The following is a 15,742-nucleotide window of genomic DNA, read 5'->3' on the forward strand; positions in this document are numbered from 1 at the left end:
CGGCGGCACCGGAACCGGCCACGACCCAGAAGGCAGGCCACCCGTGACCCCGTACTCAGACCCCTCCCGCACCGAGGCCGCCCCCACCCCGGCCACCGACGCCCCGGACGAGGCACTGCGCCGCTCCCTGGGCGTGCACCGGCGCCGTTTCCTCACCACCTGCACCGCCGTGGCCGCCGGAGCCGTCGCGGCCCCCGTCTTCGGCGCCGCCCCCGCCCTGGCCCAGGACCGCGGCAGAGACCACGGACACGGGCACGACCACGGGCACGGCCATGACCGCGGCGGGCAGGTGCTCGTCCCGCCGCACAAACGCGGCATCATCCTCTACACCGTCCGCGACGCCACCGGCCGCGACCCCCTGTCCACCGATCTGCCCTCCGGCTTCCGCGAGGTGTTCAGGCAGCTGGCCCGTCACGGCTACCGCCAGGTGGAGTTCGCCGGCTACAACCAGCACGCGAACGCGCCCGGCGGCGCCAGCCTGGAATCCGTCGCGGGCGCCAGGCTGCTGCGCTCCTGGCTCGACGACTACGGCCTGCGCGCCCAGGGCAACCACGGCTTCATCCCGTCCTCCTGGCCGTTGACCACGGCCGACCTGGACACCTTCAAGAAGCACCTCGAGATCGCCAACATCCTCGGCCTGGACCACATGGGCACCGGCGGCGACCCCACCGGCAGTTCCCACCGCGCCGACTGGGACGTGGCCGCCGACAAGTGGAACGCCCTCGGCGCGATCGCCCGCCGCGAGGGCATCAAGCTCTACACCCACAACCACGACGGCGCCTACGGCTTCCTGCTCGACGGCGGCCCCCTGGACGACCAGGGCCGGCCGACCCGCAGTTCGGGCATCCGGAAGCTGGAGTACTTCCTCGAGGTCACCGACCCCAAGGCCGTCTGGCTGGAGATGGACATCTTCTGGGCGCACGTCGCCCAGTACAAGTTCCACACGTACACCGCCCACGACGGCTCCACGCGCAAGAAGGTCTTCGACCCGGCCGGCCTGGTCGCCCGCAACAACAAGCGCTACCCGCTGTTCCACGCCAAGGACGGCGTCGTCAGCACGACCAACGGCATGGGCTACGAGATGGTGCCCTTCGGAACCGGCGTCATCGACTACACCACGTTCTTCTCCCGGGTCGGGCAGCGGAACTACCACAACCCGATGGTCGAGGACGACACCGCCCCGAGCGCCACCGACCCCGCGCAGTCGCTGCGCGAGGCCAAGATCAGCTACGACAACCTGGCGGCCCTGCGCAAGCGGCGCTGCTGACCGGGACCACGGACCGGGCGGTCCCACCCGCAGAACCGTGGGTGGGACCGCCCGGCCCGTGCGGACGAAGCCCTCGTACCGGGGCCCGCCGTGCCGCGCCCCGGGGCCCGGTGGGGGAGCGGCTGCCGGGCGGTTTCCCGGAGTGCCGGCCCATGTCGTGACGAGGGCGGGAGGGCCGGACCCGCCGCGGTCCGGCCCTCCGTCCGGAGGCACGGAAACGCAGGTGAAAGGCACTGCGAAACCTTGGTATGGTTGTCCACGTCGCAGCAGGGATCACCCCTGACAGGGCGACATGCACCTGGTCCGGGTGGCGGAATGGCAGACGCGCTAGCTTGAGGTGCTAGTGCCCTTTAACGGGCGTGGGGGTTCAAGTCCCCCCTCGGACACACAAGAACCCTACGGCCCCCTTTTTTCGGGCAGGGGTGATCGGTACCCGTCTCGGCCCCTGGCCGGGGAGGGTGTTCTGCGTTCCGGTCCCTTCTTCCCGTCGCCTCCTTCCTTTCTCAGGTATCGGTTGCCTGTCGGTCGATGCGGACCCTTTCTGCTCGTGGCGTGTCCGCGGGCAGGGCCCTGGTCGCGGAGGCGTGAGCCTCAGGGTGATCTCCTGGGTACGGAGGCGGGCGACGGCCTGCCCGATCGCGTGCCGTCCCGGTGCCCCGGCGCGGTGTGAAGCGCTCCAGGACCGGTGGAGACGCCGATGTGCCCCGGTCTGCGCGCGAACGCGCCCCGGGTCCGTGTGCGAGGTGTCCATCGGTCCTGCCTGCGTTCTTGTCGGCGACACGACTGTTGTGCACTACCGGCAGTGACCGGAACGTACTGCCTGACGCGGAGAGCTCTCCGCGCTTCCGTTACCTTTGGATCGTCAGTGCGTCCGTGAGACGGACTTCGACGACCGGGCCATGTGGTACAAGGGGGATGCCGTCGGCCAGTTGATCCGCCGTGCCGACGCCGTCGGGCAGACGCTGACCTACGAGCGCGACGTACTCGGGCGTGTCCCTTTACAGGGCGGCTGGAGGGGAACCGTGGACGAGGGAACCGATGGTCCGGCCTCAGCGGGGCGCAGTGTCAGGGCTCAGGCTTCGGTGCTGAGGCACCTCGGTGCCATGCACGTGAGTGGAGTCGTACTCCTGATCACGTTCTTGGTACCGCCGTTGTGGATGCTGGACTCCGCCTACGCGGCCCCGCCGGGCGACCCCACCGCGGACGCCCCCTTCGTCCTCCTCCTCGCCGTGCCGCTGACCTGCGCGAGTCTCCACGTGATGGTGCAGATCCCGGCCGGGCTCCTGGCGTCCTGGCTGGGCAGAGGCCGCACGACACTCGTCCGGTACGGAAGCGCCGTCGTCATGGCGGGCGCACTGAGTGGGCTCCTCTTCTGGAGCCTGGGACGGAACACCGGGGGCGGCGTTCTGCCGGCATGGGCCGATGCGACGGTGCGCGGATCGATCGGTCTGGCCGGGTACATGTGGGTCACGCGGGTCCGGCCGGGATCCGTGCGTCGCGGCCGTCGCAGTATCGCCGGCCGGCGCCCCCGGTGACGTGCCACCGCATCGGTGCTCAGCCCCGTCTCGCGCCCTTGACCGCCCGGTTCCGCCACAGGCAGTACACGGCGGCCGGATCGTCGTAGTACCGCCACGGAGCGGCGTTCACGTAGCCGTCGACCAGCCGGAACTGCTGCAACGCCTCGTCGTGACGGCGCTGCTGGGTCAGGAAGTACGCCAACAGGTGACGTACGGACGCCGCGTCCGGGTGGTCCGGCGGGGCCGCGGCCACGTCGGCCAGGGCCGCGTCGACCATGTCGAGCAGGTAGGGCTCCAGTAGTTCGTCCGGATCCGCGTGGATGTCACGGTGTTCGTACCAGACGATCAGCGGCAGCGTGCTGAGCAGGCTGCCGGGCGGCGCCGTGGCCTCCGCCTCACGGGCGAAGGCCACGGCCAGCTCCTCCGAACCACGCCACTTCGCGCACCAGTACTGCAGCGCCGCACGGTGCGCGCCGTAGTGGTACGGATCCCGGGCGGTGACCTCCGCCCAGGTCCGGCGCATCTTCTCGTGCGAGTGGCCCAGGCCGAGCGCGGTCCAGATCTCGGCGACGTACGGCGACGGGTCGTCCGGGTTCAGCTCCGCCGCGCGGGCGTTGAGACGCGGCGCACTTCGCAGTGTGCCGTGGAAGCCGGCGAACTGCTGCTTGCTGGTGTCCTTCGCCCAGGCGCCGCCCCGCAGATGCCAGGCCAGGGACACCGTCGCCCGCGCCCGCACCAGCGCCGCGTCCGGGTCGTCCGGCCCGGCCGCCGCCTCCCACGCGTCCAGCCAGCCGTCCGGCTGCGCGGCCCGGTGCGTGCCGAGCACGTCGGCGTAGTACGAACGGCGCGCCCAGTCACGCTGCTCCCGCGTCCGGGCCATCAACCGCGCCGCCTTCTCCCAGCGGCCACGGGCGGCTTCCGCCCCGGCCCGCTCCAACTCGGCGTCGGCCGCTGTCAGCAGGGTGTTCTGTGCGGACTGCGGAAGAAAGCCCAGCGCCTCGGCCCTGCGGGACGAGCTCCGGGAAGGAGAAGGCTCCCCCATCACCCGGCGGTAGAAGAGGGCGGAGGCCGCGAGGACGAGTCCGATGACGACGATACGAGTGATCTCCACCGGTCACATCCCGCCCCGCGGCACCGCGACGGCCAGGGAGCCTTGCACACGCACGAGCACACCCATCAGGGCAGAGTCCTTCACGGGGAGAGGGGGACACGGGACCGGCACAGGTGGGGGGAGTCGGAGTATGGCCCGTCGGCGTCACCGCCCGCAAACCGGTTTCCTGTGGCTGGCCTGTGAAAAGGAAGCATGAATCCGGGTTTGCGGTGCTGTACGCGTGGGGTGGGAGAGAGGGACCTCAACGGGCGTCGCAGACAACACCGTTACTCGCCCGCCGACCCTGCCGCCCTGACCGACAGGTACGCCCGGGCGGCCGACTCCCAGGGACCGTCACCCTCCCGCAAGGTCAGAAGCGTTCCCCCGCTCCCGGGTTCAGGGGACGTATGCGAAGGAGGAGTGGAACAGCCTCGCCGACCTCGCCTTCGTCACCGGCCAGACGGGGGAATGGCGACGGCGGGCCGGTGTTCCCCGCGGGTGTCGGAGACCTCCAGGCGCAGTCGCCCGCCGTCCGCCTCGGCGGCCAGCCGGACGTGGAAGTCCCGTCCGGGGACGCGTCCGTGCCGTACGGCGTTGGCGCAGAGCTCGGCGGTGATCAGGGTCAGCGTCTCGTTGACGTCGCCGGTGTAGGGGTGGCCCCAGGAGTCCAGGCAGTGGGCGACGAACAGGCGGGCCAGGCGGGCACCTCGCGGGGTCGCGGTGAAGGTCATCGCCAATGCGGTGGGAGGCGTGGAAGGAGCAGGCAGCAGCCGGGGCCGCCGGAGGGAGGGATTGCGCATGCCGTCAGCGTGATGGGCGGGACCGGCAGCTGACCAGCAGCGACGCCTGTACGGGTCCGCGCTGTACGTCAGCGGCGGCACGAGGACGTGAGGTCGGGCTGTGTTGTCCCGATCTTCGCGGCCGGGCGGGCGTGCCACCGGGAGCGACGCCTGTACGGCCGTGCACTGTACACGGCCGCCGGGCCACGGCGGGGGAGTGGCGCGAGAACGCTGCCGCACGACGGGCTCAGCCCCGGCGGCACCGTTCCCGGAGCTCCGTGAGGACCGCCTTCTCACGGGAGGTGACGTCACCGTCCACGGTGGCCACGCGCTCCGCCGCGTCGAGGACGTCGTCGAGATCGCCCGGCTCGGCGTCCACGCGCCTCCACACCTCGGCCGGGTCGATGTCGACGACGTGCGCGAACTGCTCGTCGACCACCCCGTGCCGCTCCCGGGCCAGCCTCACCAGATGCCGCATCAGCAGCGCCTCGTCATCGGCGATCTTGGCCTTCGCGTTCGCCCTGATGACGAGCCACGCGACCCACAGCATCAACTGCGGGTGCCGGCTGCTCCGGCTCAGCCCCTCGGCGAGCTCGATCACCCGCGCCTCGTTCCGGAAGACGGCCCGCGCGTGCCGGCCGGCGAGCAGGGTCGTGTAGCGGTTCAGCAGGACGGCGAGGGGGACGCCGACCAGGGGGATGCCGATCTTGATGACGTTGCGCTGCAGGAGGTGCTTCCCGACGACGGGGAGCGCCTTCCCGGCGGTGAGCACCGTGTTCGAGTAGAAGCGCTTGACCAGCGGTCGCACCATGACCGGGATCGCTTTGGACACGGTCTTGTTGGCCGCTTCCCCGCTCTTGATCGTGAAGGCCACGCGGATGAGCTTCCACAGGTCCTCGGGGTCGTGCACGTCGATCGGGACCCGGTAGAGGACGGAGATGTCGTAGGCCAGGCGAAGCTGGAGCTGGGTGACGAACGCGACGTCCACCATCACGGTCGCCACGGCCGCGGGGACGGTCACCGGTGACGCACCCCCGAGGCTCCCGATGGTGGCGGCGACGGTCGCCGTGTACGCCCCGGCGGAGAGCCCGCCTTCGAGGGCTGCGTACCGGGCCGCCATCTTGATCCGCTGATCCACGACGGCGTCCGCGGGCACACCCGCGTACCGGTCCTGGAAGTACTGCCAGTCGACCTTCTCGGTGTACGCGTTCATGGCGTGAGCGGCGAGTTTGGTGAACCAGTTGCCCGACTTGATGTCGTCCGCGCTCAGGCCCTTGACGAAGTCCTTGATCTGGGCCTGCTCCTGCTCGACGACCTTCCGGTCGGCGGCGTCGCCGGTTTCGTTCGTGTCGGTGTCGGCAGCGTGCGTCGGCGCGTCCGTCATGGCGCGTTTCCCCCCAGACTGTTCCGCGGTCGCCGAACTGCGAGGCCTGGGCCCCGGCTGCCGTTTCTCCGCGCGTTGTTTCGGCGAGCGGCACAACGGCCACTCGACGTCCTCCCCTTGAGGCGCAACTTTAACGTCTCGTCACGCGATCGGCGCCGGGTCGGGAGACGGGGGCGCGGGTACAGGTGGGCGTCGCACACACGAGGGCAGGCACGCGTGCGCGCTCGGCCCCGCCGTCGCCGAAGCGCTCGATGTCGCGGGAACTGCCGGGGGCATCGTGGACTTCGTCAGTCGACCACGGCGCCGCTGCCGTCGGGCAGGGCGAGTCGGCGCCGGCCCCGCGTCGCCTGATCGGACATCGAGCCGCAGGGAGGCCATGAGGCTCCGGACGGTCGATTCCACGGTCGTCCGAGCTCACCAGCCCGGCTCCGCCGGTACACCCACGGGGTCGAACACGTCCGACCCCGTACGGCGGGGACGGCCTTGAGGGCCGTGGTCCTCGTCCGCCTCATCGAGGTCCGGCCCCGCCCACCGGAGCGGTGACCGGCCTCATGGTCCGCACGGCGCGCCGGCTCACGTCGCACTGAGGCCCGTGCACGGACCCTCGCGGTCGGCCAGGGCGCAAGGCGTCGGGTCCGCCCGATCGCGGCGGACCCGACGCCTTGACCGTCGCAGCCGTTACGGCCGACGCGGCCCCTGCCGGCCCGCCGGTACCGCGGACATCACTTCACCACGACGTGGTCCCCGGACGACTTCGACGATCCGGTGGTGGTGTTGCCGTAGTACAGCCATCGCCACGTACCCGTCTTGGACGCCTTCACGGTCGTCCTGAGGTTGCCCGAGCCGTTCGCGTACACCTTCTTCACCGTGGTGTAGGAGGTGGTGCCGGCAGGCTTGAACTGCAGGGTCACCCGGCGGCCTCCGTAGGAGGCGTACTTCCTGGTCTCCCAGTTGGCCCGGGTGACCTTTCCGGTCACGGTGACGGTCTTGCCCTTGGACACCGGTTCGGGCGAGGCGTTGACGGTCAGGCGGGAGTCGCGCTTGACGTGGACCGTCAGACCCTTGGCGTCGACGTCACCACCGCCGCCCTTGAAGTACACCTCGGCCCCGACCTTCCAGGCCCCGGCCTCGCTGTTGTGCATGTCCCACACGCTCGGGTCGAAGTACATCGTCTCGTTGAAGTCGCAGACGCCCGAGCTCACCTTGATGCAGTCGCTCGTCTCGATGGCGTGCCACAGCCGGTCACCCGAACCCTTGCGGTACAGGAACACCGCCGGCCACTTCCACTTGTGAGTGGTCGCCATCCGGAAGGAGGCGGGCGCCGCGACCTCCCCCGACACCCCGATCACGATCGGCTTGCCGCCGTTCACCTGGACACGGCTGAACGAGACCCCACCCTCGGCCGCCCCGGCCGGCACCGCGGCCACGGCCGTGAACGCCGCCGCCGCACCACCGGCCACGACGACTCTCCAGACCTGCTTTCCCACCTGGTCCCCAATCTGTACGGAAAGGCACCGGAGGCTCATCCCTCCAGCGCCTTACAGACAGCCGGCATCCACACGGGGTTGCACACCCGCGGATCACGATGGGGCATCAGACCAACCCCGCCTTCCGCGAGGCGGAGAGATCGGTGCGGCGGGGCGGCGGGCGAAGCACCGACCCCCTGGGCAGGATCTTCGAATGGAGAGCAGCGTGTACTCGGCGAGCTCTCGGACAACGCCGCCAAGGGCGTCCGCGAGCTCACCGGGCGGACCGCCGCCCGCGTGCGGGAGGCCGACTGAGGAGGGCCACGGCGGGCGGCCGGCCCGCCAGGAAGCAGGGGCTGCCGAAGCAGTCCCCTCACCACACGCACCGGGGGCCGCCCCCCCAGCGCGGGGTGCGGCCCCAGGCCGCTTGCTCGTACCCCGTGTGATCGCAGTCGGCGCCCTGCGATGCCGGTCCTGCTGCTCCAGGGCTGTCCGGTGAATGCTCTCCGAGCGGCTTCGGTCGTGGCGGCCGGGGAAAGCTCGCGGCCGTTGTCGCTCGGCTCTCAGGGCTCCACGCCACAGCGTCGCGCGATTCCTTCGAGGCGTTCGAGTTCCCGTCGTGCTGCTGTCGACTGGGCGAGGTCGAGGGCCATGCCGGCGCGGGCCGTGAGGTAGAGGATGTCCTGGCGGGTGGCGGTGTCCAGACCGGGGGCGTTCCGGAGGCGGCGGCCCGTGACGCTCAGGAAGATCGCGATGCCGTCGAGTTCGTCACGCAGGTGCACCGGCAGCACCTCCCGCAACTCGTCCTTGGCGTAGTCGCGCGCCTCCCGGTCCGCCGCACAGGGGCCAGGCAGCACGGGAGCCCAGGGAAGGCCGGCTTCTCGCGCGTCGTCGTACATCTCCGCCACCAAGGCGCGTGCGGACTCGGGATCGTCCGCGGCAGCCGCCTCGCGGGCCGATCGCAGGGCGGAACGCAGTCGTGCACGGGCCTGGGGGTCTTCGCAGGTCCGGGCGTCCAGACAGCCGGACCACACGTCGAACGCCTTGCTCAGCTCAGCGTCCAGCATGATCTCGTACACGTCCGGCACTCCGCTGCCCCTCCGTCGAGCCGGTCCCGGCATGGACGGCAGCGGTCAGGACAGGACAGGCACGGGGCGGGACGCCTGTGCATTGCCCGGAGGCGGCGTGCGGGCCCCCGCGTCAGCTGGGATGTGTACGGCCGAGGAGCCAAGTGCCCGGTGGCGACTGAGCCGTGCGGGCTCGTCCCACGCGTGACCAACAGGTGCGGGGCAGCCCTTGGCGGCCCTCTCATGGGGCGAGTCCGCGGTAGCGGATGAGGGTGCGGGCGGTGATGTGGGTCGCACCCGCTCAGCCGGCCGAGGTGTTCTGTGTCGCCGCGCGTGCTTCGGTGAGGGCCCGCTGCCTGAGGGTGCCGCCGAACAACTGCATCGTGGTGGCGGCCAGGACGTCGTCCCCGCCGATGGTCCGCCCGTCCCCCCTGCGGGTGGACAGGGCCAGGAGGGGATCCTTGAGGAGCGGGGGTGGGGCCGGTTCGCCCGGCATCGCCAGGGTGACCGTACCGAAACGTCTGACCCCGCCCTCGCGGACGACCATGGCCGCGTCCCGGGCGAGGTCCGTCAGGAACACGCTCGCGATTCCGTCCAGGTCGCGGACCATCGCCGGGACGGCCGTCACCCCCTGACTCCGCAGCAGCTTCCTGACCCCGGCCTCGAACCTGTGGGCGCCGACCACAGCACTCGGTCTGCGCGACCCGCTGCGCTTACGAGAAGGCACGACGACCCCCTCGGCGTCGTACAGGACACCGGTCAGGCCTCGAAACGTCGGGCTGTGGTCGTACCACCTGCTCCCCACCTCGAGCTCGACGTTCCGGTCGATCGCCGAGAGAAGGTCCCCGGGAATCAGCTTCCTCCGGGCCTCCTCCGCCGCCGCTCTCCTCGCGCCGTCGATGATCTCCGTCAGCACTGTCCGCGTCACCGACGCGGCGGCCCACGCGGCCGGCCGGGAGACGTGCATCGGGGTCATGTCCCTGAACACCGCTCTGACGAGAGAAGGCTTGAACGGCGGGACATCCATGACCGAGGCGGTCTCAGGACCGCTGCGCTCAGAGCGTGCGGGCTGTGCGGGCATCGGAGGAAACGCTCCCTGCTGTCGGAGTCATCAGAGGCCCATACTTCACCACGCAGATCCGCTCTCTTCCCCCATCCTCCGTCGAAGCGGCATCCGGTCAAGGGCTTGACGGGCACATCCCGACGGCCGGGCCGATGATCAGCCACCTCCCTGCGCGAGATCGATTCCTTCGGCCCCGACGGCACCCCACCGCAGCACGGTCTCGACGATGAGCTGACCCGTCTTTTGGCCCACATCGTCCGCCCGTTCGCCGACGGCTCCTCCCACGTCCGGCACCTCTCGGCAGCCGAAACGGCCAACGCCCGCTCCGCACCTATCGACATGTCCGTGCGTGTAGTGGAGGCCGATCCGGCCGTGACGGTCAACGGCGAGCCGCAGGGCGTGGTCACGAGGGGACTTTGACCAGCCTCTGGACTCTGTTGGGTAATTTCCGGGTGCGCCAGCAGCTCGCTCCACTGCTGCGGCAGGTGTCGGCAGCCGCTGGGTCCTTCCCGGCCGACTTCACCGGCCTCGACCACCTCGAACTCCTCGCGAGTGAGGTGCTCCCGCAAGTGGAGGACGTGGAGCCCCGGACACCCCTCGCTTGAGGCCGCCCGCTCTTCGGCCGCCCGCTCCCACGATGCGAAGCAGGAGCCGCCCTCGACGGCCCTTTCGCCGTGGTCACGGAGCAGCCGTGAAGACAGCGCCGTGTCCCCCTCCCCGCGCGGGGGAGGGGGACACGGTGGGACGCGTACGGCTCAGGGGGCCATGGTGGAGGCGGGGGACCCGTCCCGGTCGGCGGTGGTGCCGGCGCCGGCAGGGGCCTCGCCCTCGTCGAGGGCGACGTCCTTCGTCTCCTTGCCGACGATCAGCGCGACCAGGGTCAGCAGTGCCATCGAGGAGAGGTAGACGCCGACCAGCCACGGCGAGCCGTCACCGGCCTCCCACAGCGCCACCGCTATGAACGGGGCGACGGCCGCGCCGAGGATCGAGCTGACGTTGTACGAGATGCCCGAGCCGGTGTAGCGCACGCTCGTCGGGAAGAGCTCGGGCAGGAGCGCGCCCATCGGGCCGAAGGTCATGCCCATCAGCGTGAACCCGAGCACCAGCCACAGCACCACGCCGAGCGTGCCCATGCCGATCAGCGGTACCCACACCAGCCCGAAGACCAGGATCGCGGAGGTGACCCAGATCAGGGTGGAGCGGCGGCCGTACTTGTCGGCGAGCGGGCCGGAGACCAGGGTGAACACGGCGAAGAACAGCACCCCGAAGATCATCATCAGGACGAAGGTGGTGTAGCTGTACCCCAGGCCCGGCACGGCGGCGTCCTCGGCGGTACGGCCGTAGCTGAGCGAGAACGTGGTCATCAGGTAGAAGAGCACGTACGTCGCCAGCATGAAGAAGGTGCCGAGGACCAGCTGCTTCCCGTGACTGCGGAAGACGGTGGCCAGCGGCAGCTTCCGCACCAGCCCCGCCTCACGGGTCCTGGAGAAGACCGGCGCCTCGACCAGGCGCATCCGCACCCACAGGCCGATCGCGACCATCACCGCCGAGAACAGGAACGGAATGCGCCAGCCCCAGGTCAGAAAAGCCTCGGAGGGCTGGGAGGGGTCGGCGCCGGCGCTGGACGGCAGGAGGGCGCCGATGACCAGGAAGAGGCCGTTGCCGATGATGAAGCCGAGCGGGGCGCCCAGTTGCGGGAAGGTGCCGTAGAGGGCGCGCTTGTTCCTCGGGGCGTTCTCCGTGGCGACCAGGGCGGCGCCGCTCCACTCACCGCCGAGCGCGAAGCCCTGGGCGAGCCGCATCACCACCAGCAGCGCGGTGGCGATCCAGCCGGCCTGCTCGTAGGTGGGCAGTATGCCGATGAGGAAGGTGGCGATGCCCATGGTGAGGAGCGACGCCACCAGCGTGCCCTTGCGGCCCAGCCGGTCGCCGAGGTGCCCGAAGACGACCGCGCCGATCGGGCGGGCGACCATCGCGGCACCGAACACCGCGAACGACGACAGCAGCGCCGTGGTCGGGTCGCTGTCCGGGAAGAAGAGCGAGGGGAAGACCAGGACCGCGGCGGTTGCGTAGATGTAGAAGTCGTAGAACTCGATCGTCGTGCCGATGAGGCTCGCGATGAGGACCCGGGAGCGGGAGTTGGCGGGTGCCTGGGCTGTGCTGGTGGCTGGTGCGGGCATGTCACGGTCTTTCCACGGAGAACGGTTGCCCAAAGCTTTCAGGCATCTCACTTCTCAGGAATGCCGTGTCAGGATGTGAGACCTCATGGTTGTCGGCGCCCGTGGAAAATACGTGGCTCCGCCCCCTCCTCCCTCCCTCCCTGCACTCACCGGGCAGGCGCCGCCCGCCCCCGGGCCGCGCATCCATGACCAGTGAGGGGAGACCGGCCGTGCGTCGTCGCGCCGCTGCTGTCGCTCCCCGTTCCCCGCCCCGTCGGGGGCCGGCCGGAGCGCGGCACCGCCGAGCACTTCGCCTGGCACTTCGCCGCGTACGCCTCCGCCGTCGCCGAACGCCTCGGCGGCCGCGTTTGCACCACCGGGCGACCCTCGACGAGCCCTTGTGCTCGGCCTGGACCGGTCACCTCGAGGGCCCGATCGGCCGAGCCAGGTGCTCGCGACACCAGGGATCACATCCCCTGGTTGCCCCTTCCGCGGACAGGAACACTCGACGGCGAAGCCACCTGCCCCGGGTGGACATCAGGCGACGTCACAAGGAGTTCCTCATGAAGCGGCGGACAGCTCTGCTCCTCGGTGCCGCCCTGGCGGTGACCCCGGCCGCCCGGGCCCACGCGCATCCCGGCCACCCGACATCCCCTGGAGGGGCGCCCACGGCACCGCAAGGGCCCTACTGCGGGGGATGGCAGCGGCGCGCACCGATCGCCGGCGGCCCCCGGCAGGAGCACAGCGTCGCCGCCGTCGGCGACGACGTGTACGTCATCGGCGGCATCCTCCCCGGGGACGGCCCGTCCGGCGGCGTCACCACCACCGGACGGGTGGAGGTCTACAACACCTGGCGCGACACCTGGTCGGACGCGGCCCCGCTCCCCGTCGCGATGAACCACCCCAATGTGGCGGCGGTCGGAGACAGGATCTACGTTCTCGGCGGGCTGTCCGGCGGGGCCGAATGGCAGGCCCTCCGCGACTGCTTCGTCTACTCTCCGCGTGCCGACCGCTGGCGACGGCTTCCGCCCCTGCCCGCGGGTGTGGCACGGGGCAGCGCCGCGATCGGGGTGCACGGGACGACGGTCCTTCTCGCCGGCGGTATGCGCGTCCTCGTGCCGGGCGCGGGCGGCCTCCAGGACACCGTGGACACCGTGTCGGCGTACGACGTGATCACGCGGCGCTGGGAGACCCTGCCGAGTCTGCCGCAGGCCCGGGACCACGTGGGCGGGGCCGTCGTCGGTGGCACCTTCTACGTGCTGGGAGGCCGGGACCGGGGGCAGGTGAACGTGCGGGACACCGTCTACGCACTGCACCTGCGCACCCGCCGCTGGACCGAGCGGGCGCCGATGCCCACCGCCCGCGGCGGCATCGCCGCCGCGGCCGTGGGGACGAGGATCTACACCTTCGGGGGTGAGGGCCGGCACGACGGCACCGACCCGAACACGGTCTTCGACGAGACCGAGGCGTACGACACCGTGCGCGACCGCTGGCAACGTCTGGCTCCCATGCCGGTACCGCGCCACGGCACGGCCGCCGTCGCCGTACGCGGCACCGTCCACATCCCCGGTGGCGGTGTCCGGGGCGGCGCCGCCCCGGTGGACGTCAACGACGCCTACCGTCCCGCCCACCGGTGAGCCTTTGTCGAGCACCCCGGGCGGCCGGCCGGCTCCTTCACGGTCACTGTTGGCACGACCCCGGCCCCCTCCGGGGCGCGGACATCTCCGGGGCCCTTCTCGCTCCATGCCACCTGCACGGTTGTCAGTGACGCCAGGTAACCTCGGACGCGTCGTCAACGCGGCCCGACGGGCTTCCGCTCCACCCCGGTGGAGTCTCGAAGGACATGCCCCCACCCGCACGAGTCTTTCGTGCTGCCTGGGGGAAGTCCTTGCTGTTCCGCGCGTCCGCGAAAACGGTCGCCGTCATGGCGCTCGACGGTTCGCTGTTCCTGCACCTCACCGACCAGTTCGTCCACATGCACGGCTACCGGCCCGGCACCTCGGAGACCCGTTCCTGGGAACGCAGCCTCCCCGTCCTGGCCGCCGCGCTCAACGACGCGGGTCTGGGCGACGTGGAGATGATGCTGGAGTACGCGCTCCCGCTGAACAGCAAGCGCGCCGACGCCGTGCTCGCCGGCGTTCATCCGGCCACGGGCGCGCCGTCGTACGTCGTCGTCGAGCTGAAGCAGTGGAGTCAGGCGGAGCCGGACGAGGACGATCCGGCACTGTGCCGGATCGACGCCTACACGCATCCTGTCCTCAACCCGATCGAGCAGGTACGCCGCTACTGCGAGTACCTCGTCAACTTCAACGGAGCGGTCGCCGAGCACCCGGATCGCGTCAGCGGCGTGGCGTTCCTGCACAACGCGACCGAGTTCGGTGTGAGCGGACTGCGAGCGGTCGAACTCGACGAGCAAGGCCGGTTGTTCACGGGCGAGCGGCGCGGCGAGTTCATCGACCACCTCCGTGCCCGGTTCAGCGGCCGGCACCCGGGCGCCCGGGCCGCCGACGAGCTTCAGGCGGGCAGGACGGTGCCGTCCAGACAGCTCATGTCGGTGGCGGCACAGGAGGTCCGTGAGCGCGAGCAGTTCGTCCTCCTGGACGAACAGCAGGTCGCGTACCGCATGGTGCTCAACGCCGTACGCAGGGCGAAGCAGTCCGATCACAAGGAAGTCGTGGTCGTCACCGGCGGCCCCGGCACCGGCAAGAGCGTCATCGCGCTCTCCCTGCTCGGCGAGCTGTACCGTCAGGGAGTTCCCGCCCTGCACGCCACCGGCTCCCAGTCCTTCACCAAGACGATGCGCAAGGTCGCGGGCACCCGCAAGCGCGAGGTGCAGGAGCTCTTCAAGTACTTCAACAGCTTCATGACGACCGAGAAGAACACCCTGGACGTCCTGATCTGCGACGAGGCCCACCGGATTCGCGAGACGTCCGCCAATCGCTACACACCGGCCGCACACCGCACGGGCAAACGGCAGATAGAGGAACTCATCGATGTCGCCCGCGTCCCCGTCTTCCTCCTCGACGAGCATCAGGTGGTGCGCCCGGGGGAGATGGGAACGGTGCGGGAGATAAAAGCGGCCGCGGCGGCCAAGGGCCTGGAGTGCAGTGTCGTGCCGCTGGAGAGCCAGTTCCGCTGCGGTGGCAGTGACGCCTATCTGCGCTGGGTGGTGCGGCTCCTGGGTCTGGAGCCCGGCGGCGCGGTCGTCTGGGAGCCCGACGACCGCATGCGACTGTTCGTCGCCGAGAGCCCTCAGGCGATGGAGGCCTTCCTGGAAGCCCGCCGAAGCGAGGGCTACGGCGCTCGCATGTCCGCGGGCTACTGCTGGCCCTGGTCTCCGGAACCGAAGCCCGGTAACCCGCTTCCGGCCGACGTCGTCATCGGTGACTGGTCCCGCCCCTGGAACCTGCGAGGCGAACGCTCCGTCTCCGGTGCGCCTCCGTCCGCCCTGTGGGCCACCGACCCGGCCGGGTTCGGCCAGGTCGGCTGTGTCTACACCGCCCAGGGCTTCGAGTACGACTGGTCCGGCGTCATCATCGGCCCCGACCTGCTCTGGCGCGGCGACCGCTGGGTCACGGACCGAACGGCCTCCAAGGACCCGGTCTTCAGGAGGTCGACCCCGGACGACGACGTCGACCGGCTGATCCGCAACACCTACAAGGTGCTGCTGACCCGGGGGATGGTCGGCACGATCGTGTACTCGACGGACCCGGAGACGCGGGAGAAACTGCGGGAGCTGGCGGGCGGCCGGCTGGAACGGCGAGCTTCCGCGGTGTGACGGGGGCAGGTCCTCGCCACGGAGCACGCGATCCGGCCATGATGGCCGCGCTTCGCGTCGATCACCGCGTCGTCACCGTCCGTAGGACGGCTGGTCTCCCTAAGATCCCGAGTACTGATTGCGGCCCGACGGGCTTCCTCACGCGAGGACATGCCCCCACCCGCACGAGTCA

General features: G+C 70.7%; 13 protein-coding genes, 1 tRNA gene and 1 pseudogene. 7 read left to right on the forward strand and 8 right to left on the reverse strand.

The genetic code is table 11. The features are described 5' to 3' along the window. The first annotated feature begins 43 nt into the window (after positions 1 to 43). From ACWZEH_RS30120 to ACWZEH_RS30130, 3 genes are all read left to right on the forward strand, one after another. A complete protein-coding gene (locus ACWZEH_RS30120) occupies positions 44 to 1,267 on the forward strand; it encodes a sugar phosphate isomerase/epimerase family protein (RefSeq protein ID WP_456194216.1) in 1,224 nt (407 codons plus the stop codon). A gap of 301 nt (positions 1,268 to 1,568) precedes the next feature. Next, positions 1,569 to 1,653, forward strand: a tRNA-Leu gene (locus ACWZEH_RS30125). Between the two features lie 723 nt (positions 1,654 to 2,376). Next, positions 2,377 to 2,802, forward strand: a complete 426-nt coding sequence (locus ACWZEH_RS30130) for a hypothetical protein (protein ID WP_456194217.1) — start codon at positions 2,377 to 2,379, stop codon at positions 2,800 to 2,802. A 19-nt stretch (positions 2,803 to 2,821) separates the two neighbouring features. On the opposite strand, the gene ACWZEH_RS30135 is transcribed toward ACWZEH_RS30130, so the two are convergent. The 7 genes from ACWZEH_RS30135 to ACWZEH_RS30165 all read right to left on the reverse strand — a co-directional run bounded on the left by ACWZEH_RS30135 (position 2,822) and on the right by ACWZEH_RS30165 (position 9,918). Then, positions 2,822 to 3,895 (reverse strand): hypothetical protein, encoded by a 1,074-nt coding sequence (locus tag ACWZEH_RS30135; protein ID WP_456194218.1) that lies wholly within the window; start codon positions 3,893 to 3,895, stop codon positions 2,822 to 2,824. A 428-nt stretch (positions 3,896 to 4,323) separates the two neighbouring features. After that, complete coding sequence (locus ACWZEH_RS30140; RefSeq protein WP_456194219.1) at positions 4,324 to 4,674, reverse strand: ATP-binding protein; 351 nt, start codon at positions 4,672 to 4,674, stop codon at positions 4,324 to 4,326. A 226-nt stretch (positions 4,675 to 4,900) separates the two neighbouring features. After that, the gene (locus ACWZEH_RS30145) at positions 4,901 to 6,037 is read right to left on the reverse strand and encodes a hypothetical protein (protein ID WP_456194220.1); all 1,137 of its coding nucleotides are present in this window, start codon (positions 6,035 to 6,037) and stop codon (positions 4,901 to 4,903) included. A gap of 722 nt (positions 6,038 to 6,759) precedes the next feature. After that, positions 6,760 to 7,524: a hypothetical protein gene (locus ACWZEH_RS30150; protein WP_456194221.1), complete on the reverse strand. Its 765-nt coding sequence runs from the start codon at positions 7,522 to 7,524 to the stop codon at positions 6,760 to 6,762. Between the two features lie 542 nt (positions 7,525 to 8,066). Continuing rightward, positions 8,067 to 8,591, reverse strand: coding sequence for a hypothetical protein (locus ACWZEH_RS30155; RefSeq protein WP_456194222.1), 525 nt, complete (start codon positions 8,589 to 8,591; stop codon positions 8,067 to 8,069). A gap of 280 nt (positions 8,592 to 8,871) precedes the next feature. Further along, entirely contained in the window at positions 8,872 to 9,651 is a 780-nt protein-coding gene (locus ACWZEH_RS30160) for a hypothetical protein (RefSeq protein ID WP_456194223.1), read from the reverse strand. Positions 9,652 to 9,789: 138 nt separating this feature from the next. Continuing rightward, on the reverse strand, positions 9,790 to 9,918 hold the full coding sequence (locus ACWZEH_RS30165) for a hypothetical protein (protein WP_456194224.1): 129 nt from the start codon (positions 9,916 to 9,918) through the stop codon (positions 9,790 to 9,792). Between the two features lie 167 nt (positions 9,919 to 10,085). On the opposite strand from ACWZEH_RS30165, the gene ACWZEH_RS30170 reads away from it, so the two are divergent. Beyond that, positions 10,086 to 10,238 (forward strand): hypothetical protein, encoded by a 153-nt coding sequence (locus tag ACWZEH_RS30170; RefSeq protein WP_456194225.1) that lies wholly within the window; start codon positions 10,086 to 10,088, stop codon positions 10,236 to 10,238. Between the two features lie 150 nt (positions 10,239 to 10,388). On the opposite strand, the gene ACWZEH_RS30175 is transcribed toward ACWZEH_RS30170, so the two are convergent. Further along, positions 10,389 to 11,813 carry an MFS transporter gene (locus ACWZEH_RS30175; protein ID WP_456194226.1) on the reverse strand — a complete coding sequence of 475 codons (1,425 nt, stop codon included), beginning with the start codon at positions 11,811 to 11,813 and terminating at the stop codon, positions 10,389 to 10,391. Between the two features lie 255 nt (positions 11,814 to 12,068). On the opposite strand from ACWZEH_RS30175, the pseudogene ACWZEH_RS30180 reads away from it, so the two are divergent. From ACWZEH_RS30180 to ACWZEH_RS30190, 3 genes and pseudogenes are all read left to right on the forward strand, one after another. Continuing rightward, a pseudogene (locus tag ACWZEH_RS30180) lies at positions 12,069 to 12,223 on the forward strand (beta-glucosidase); the annotation flags it as partial. 132 nt (positions 12,224 to 12,355) lie between these two features. Further along, entirely contained in the window at positions 12,356 to 13,429 is a 1,074-nt protein-coding gene (locus ACWZEH_RS30185; protein WP_456199916.1) for a Kelch repeat-containing protein, read from the forward strand. A gap of 251 nt (positions 13,430 to 13,680) precedes the next feature. After that, entirely contained in the window at positions 13,681 to 15,570 is a 1,890-nt protein-coding gene (locus ACWZEH_RS30190) for a DNA/RNA helicase domain-containing protein (protein ID WP_456194227.1), read from the forward strand. Positions 15,571 to 15,742 lie beyond the last annotated feature (172 nt).

It is taken from the genome of Streptomyces yamdrokensis (assembly GCF_053890455.1).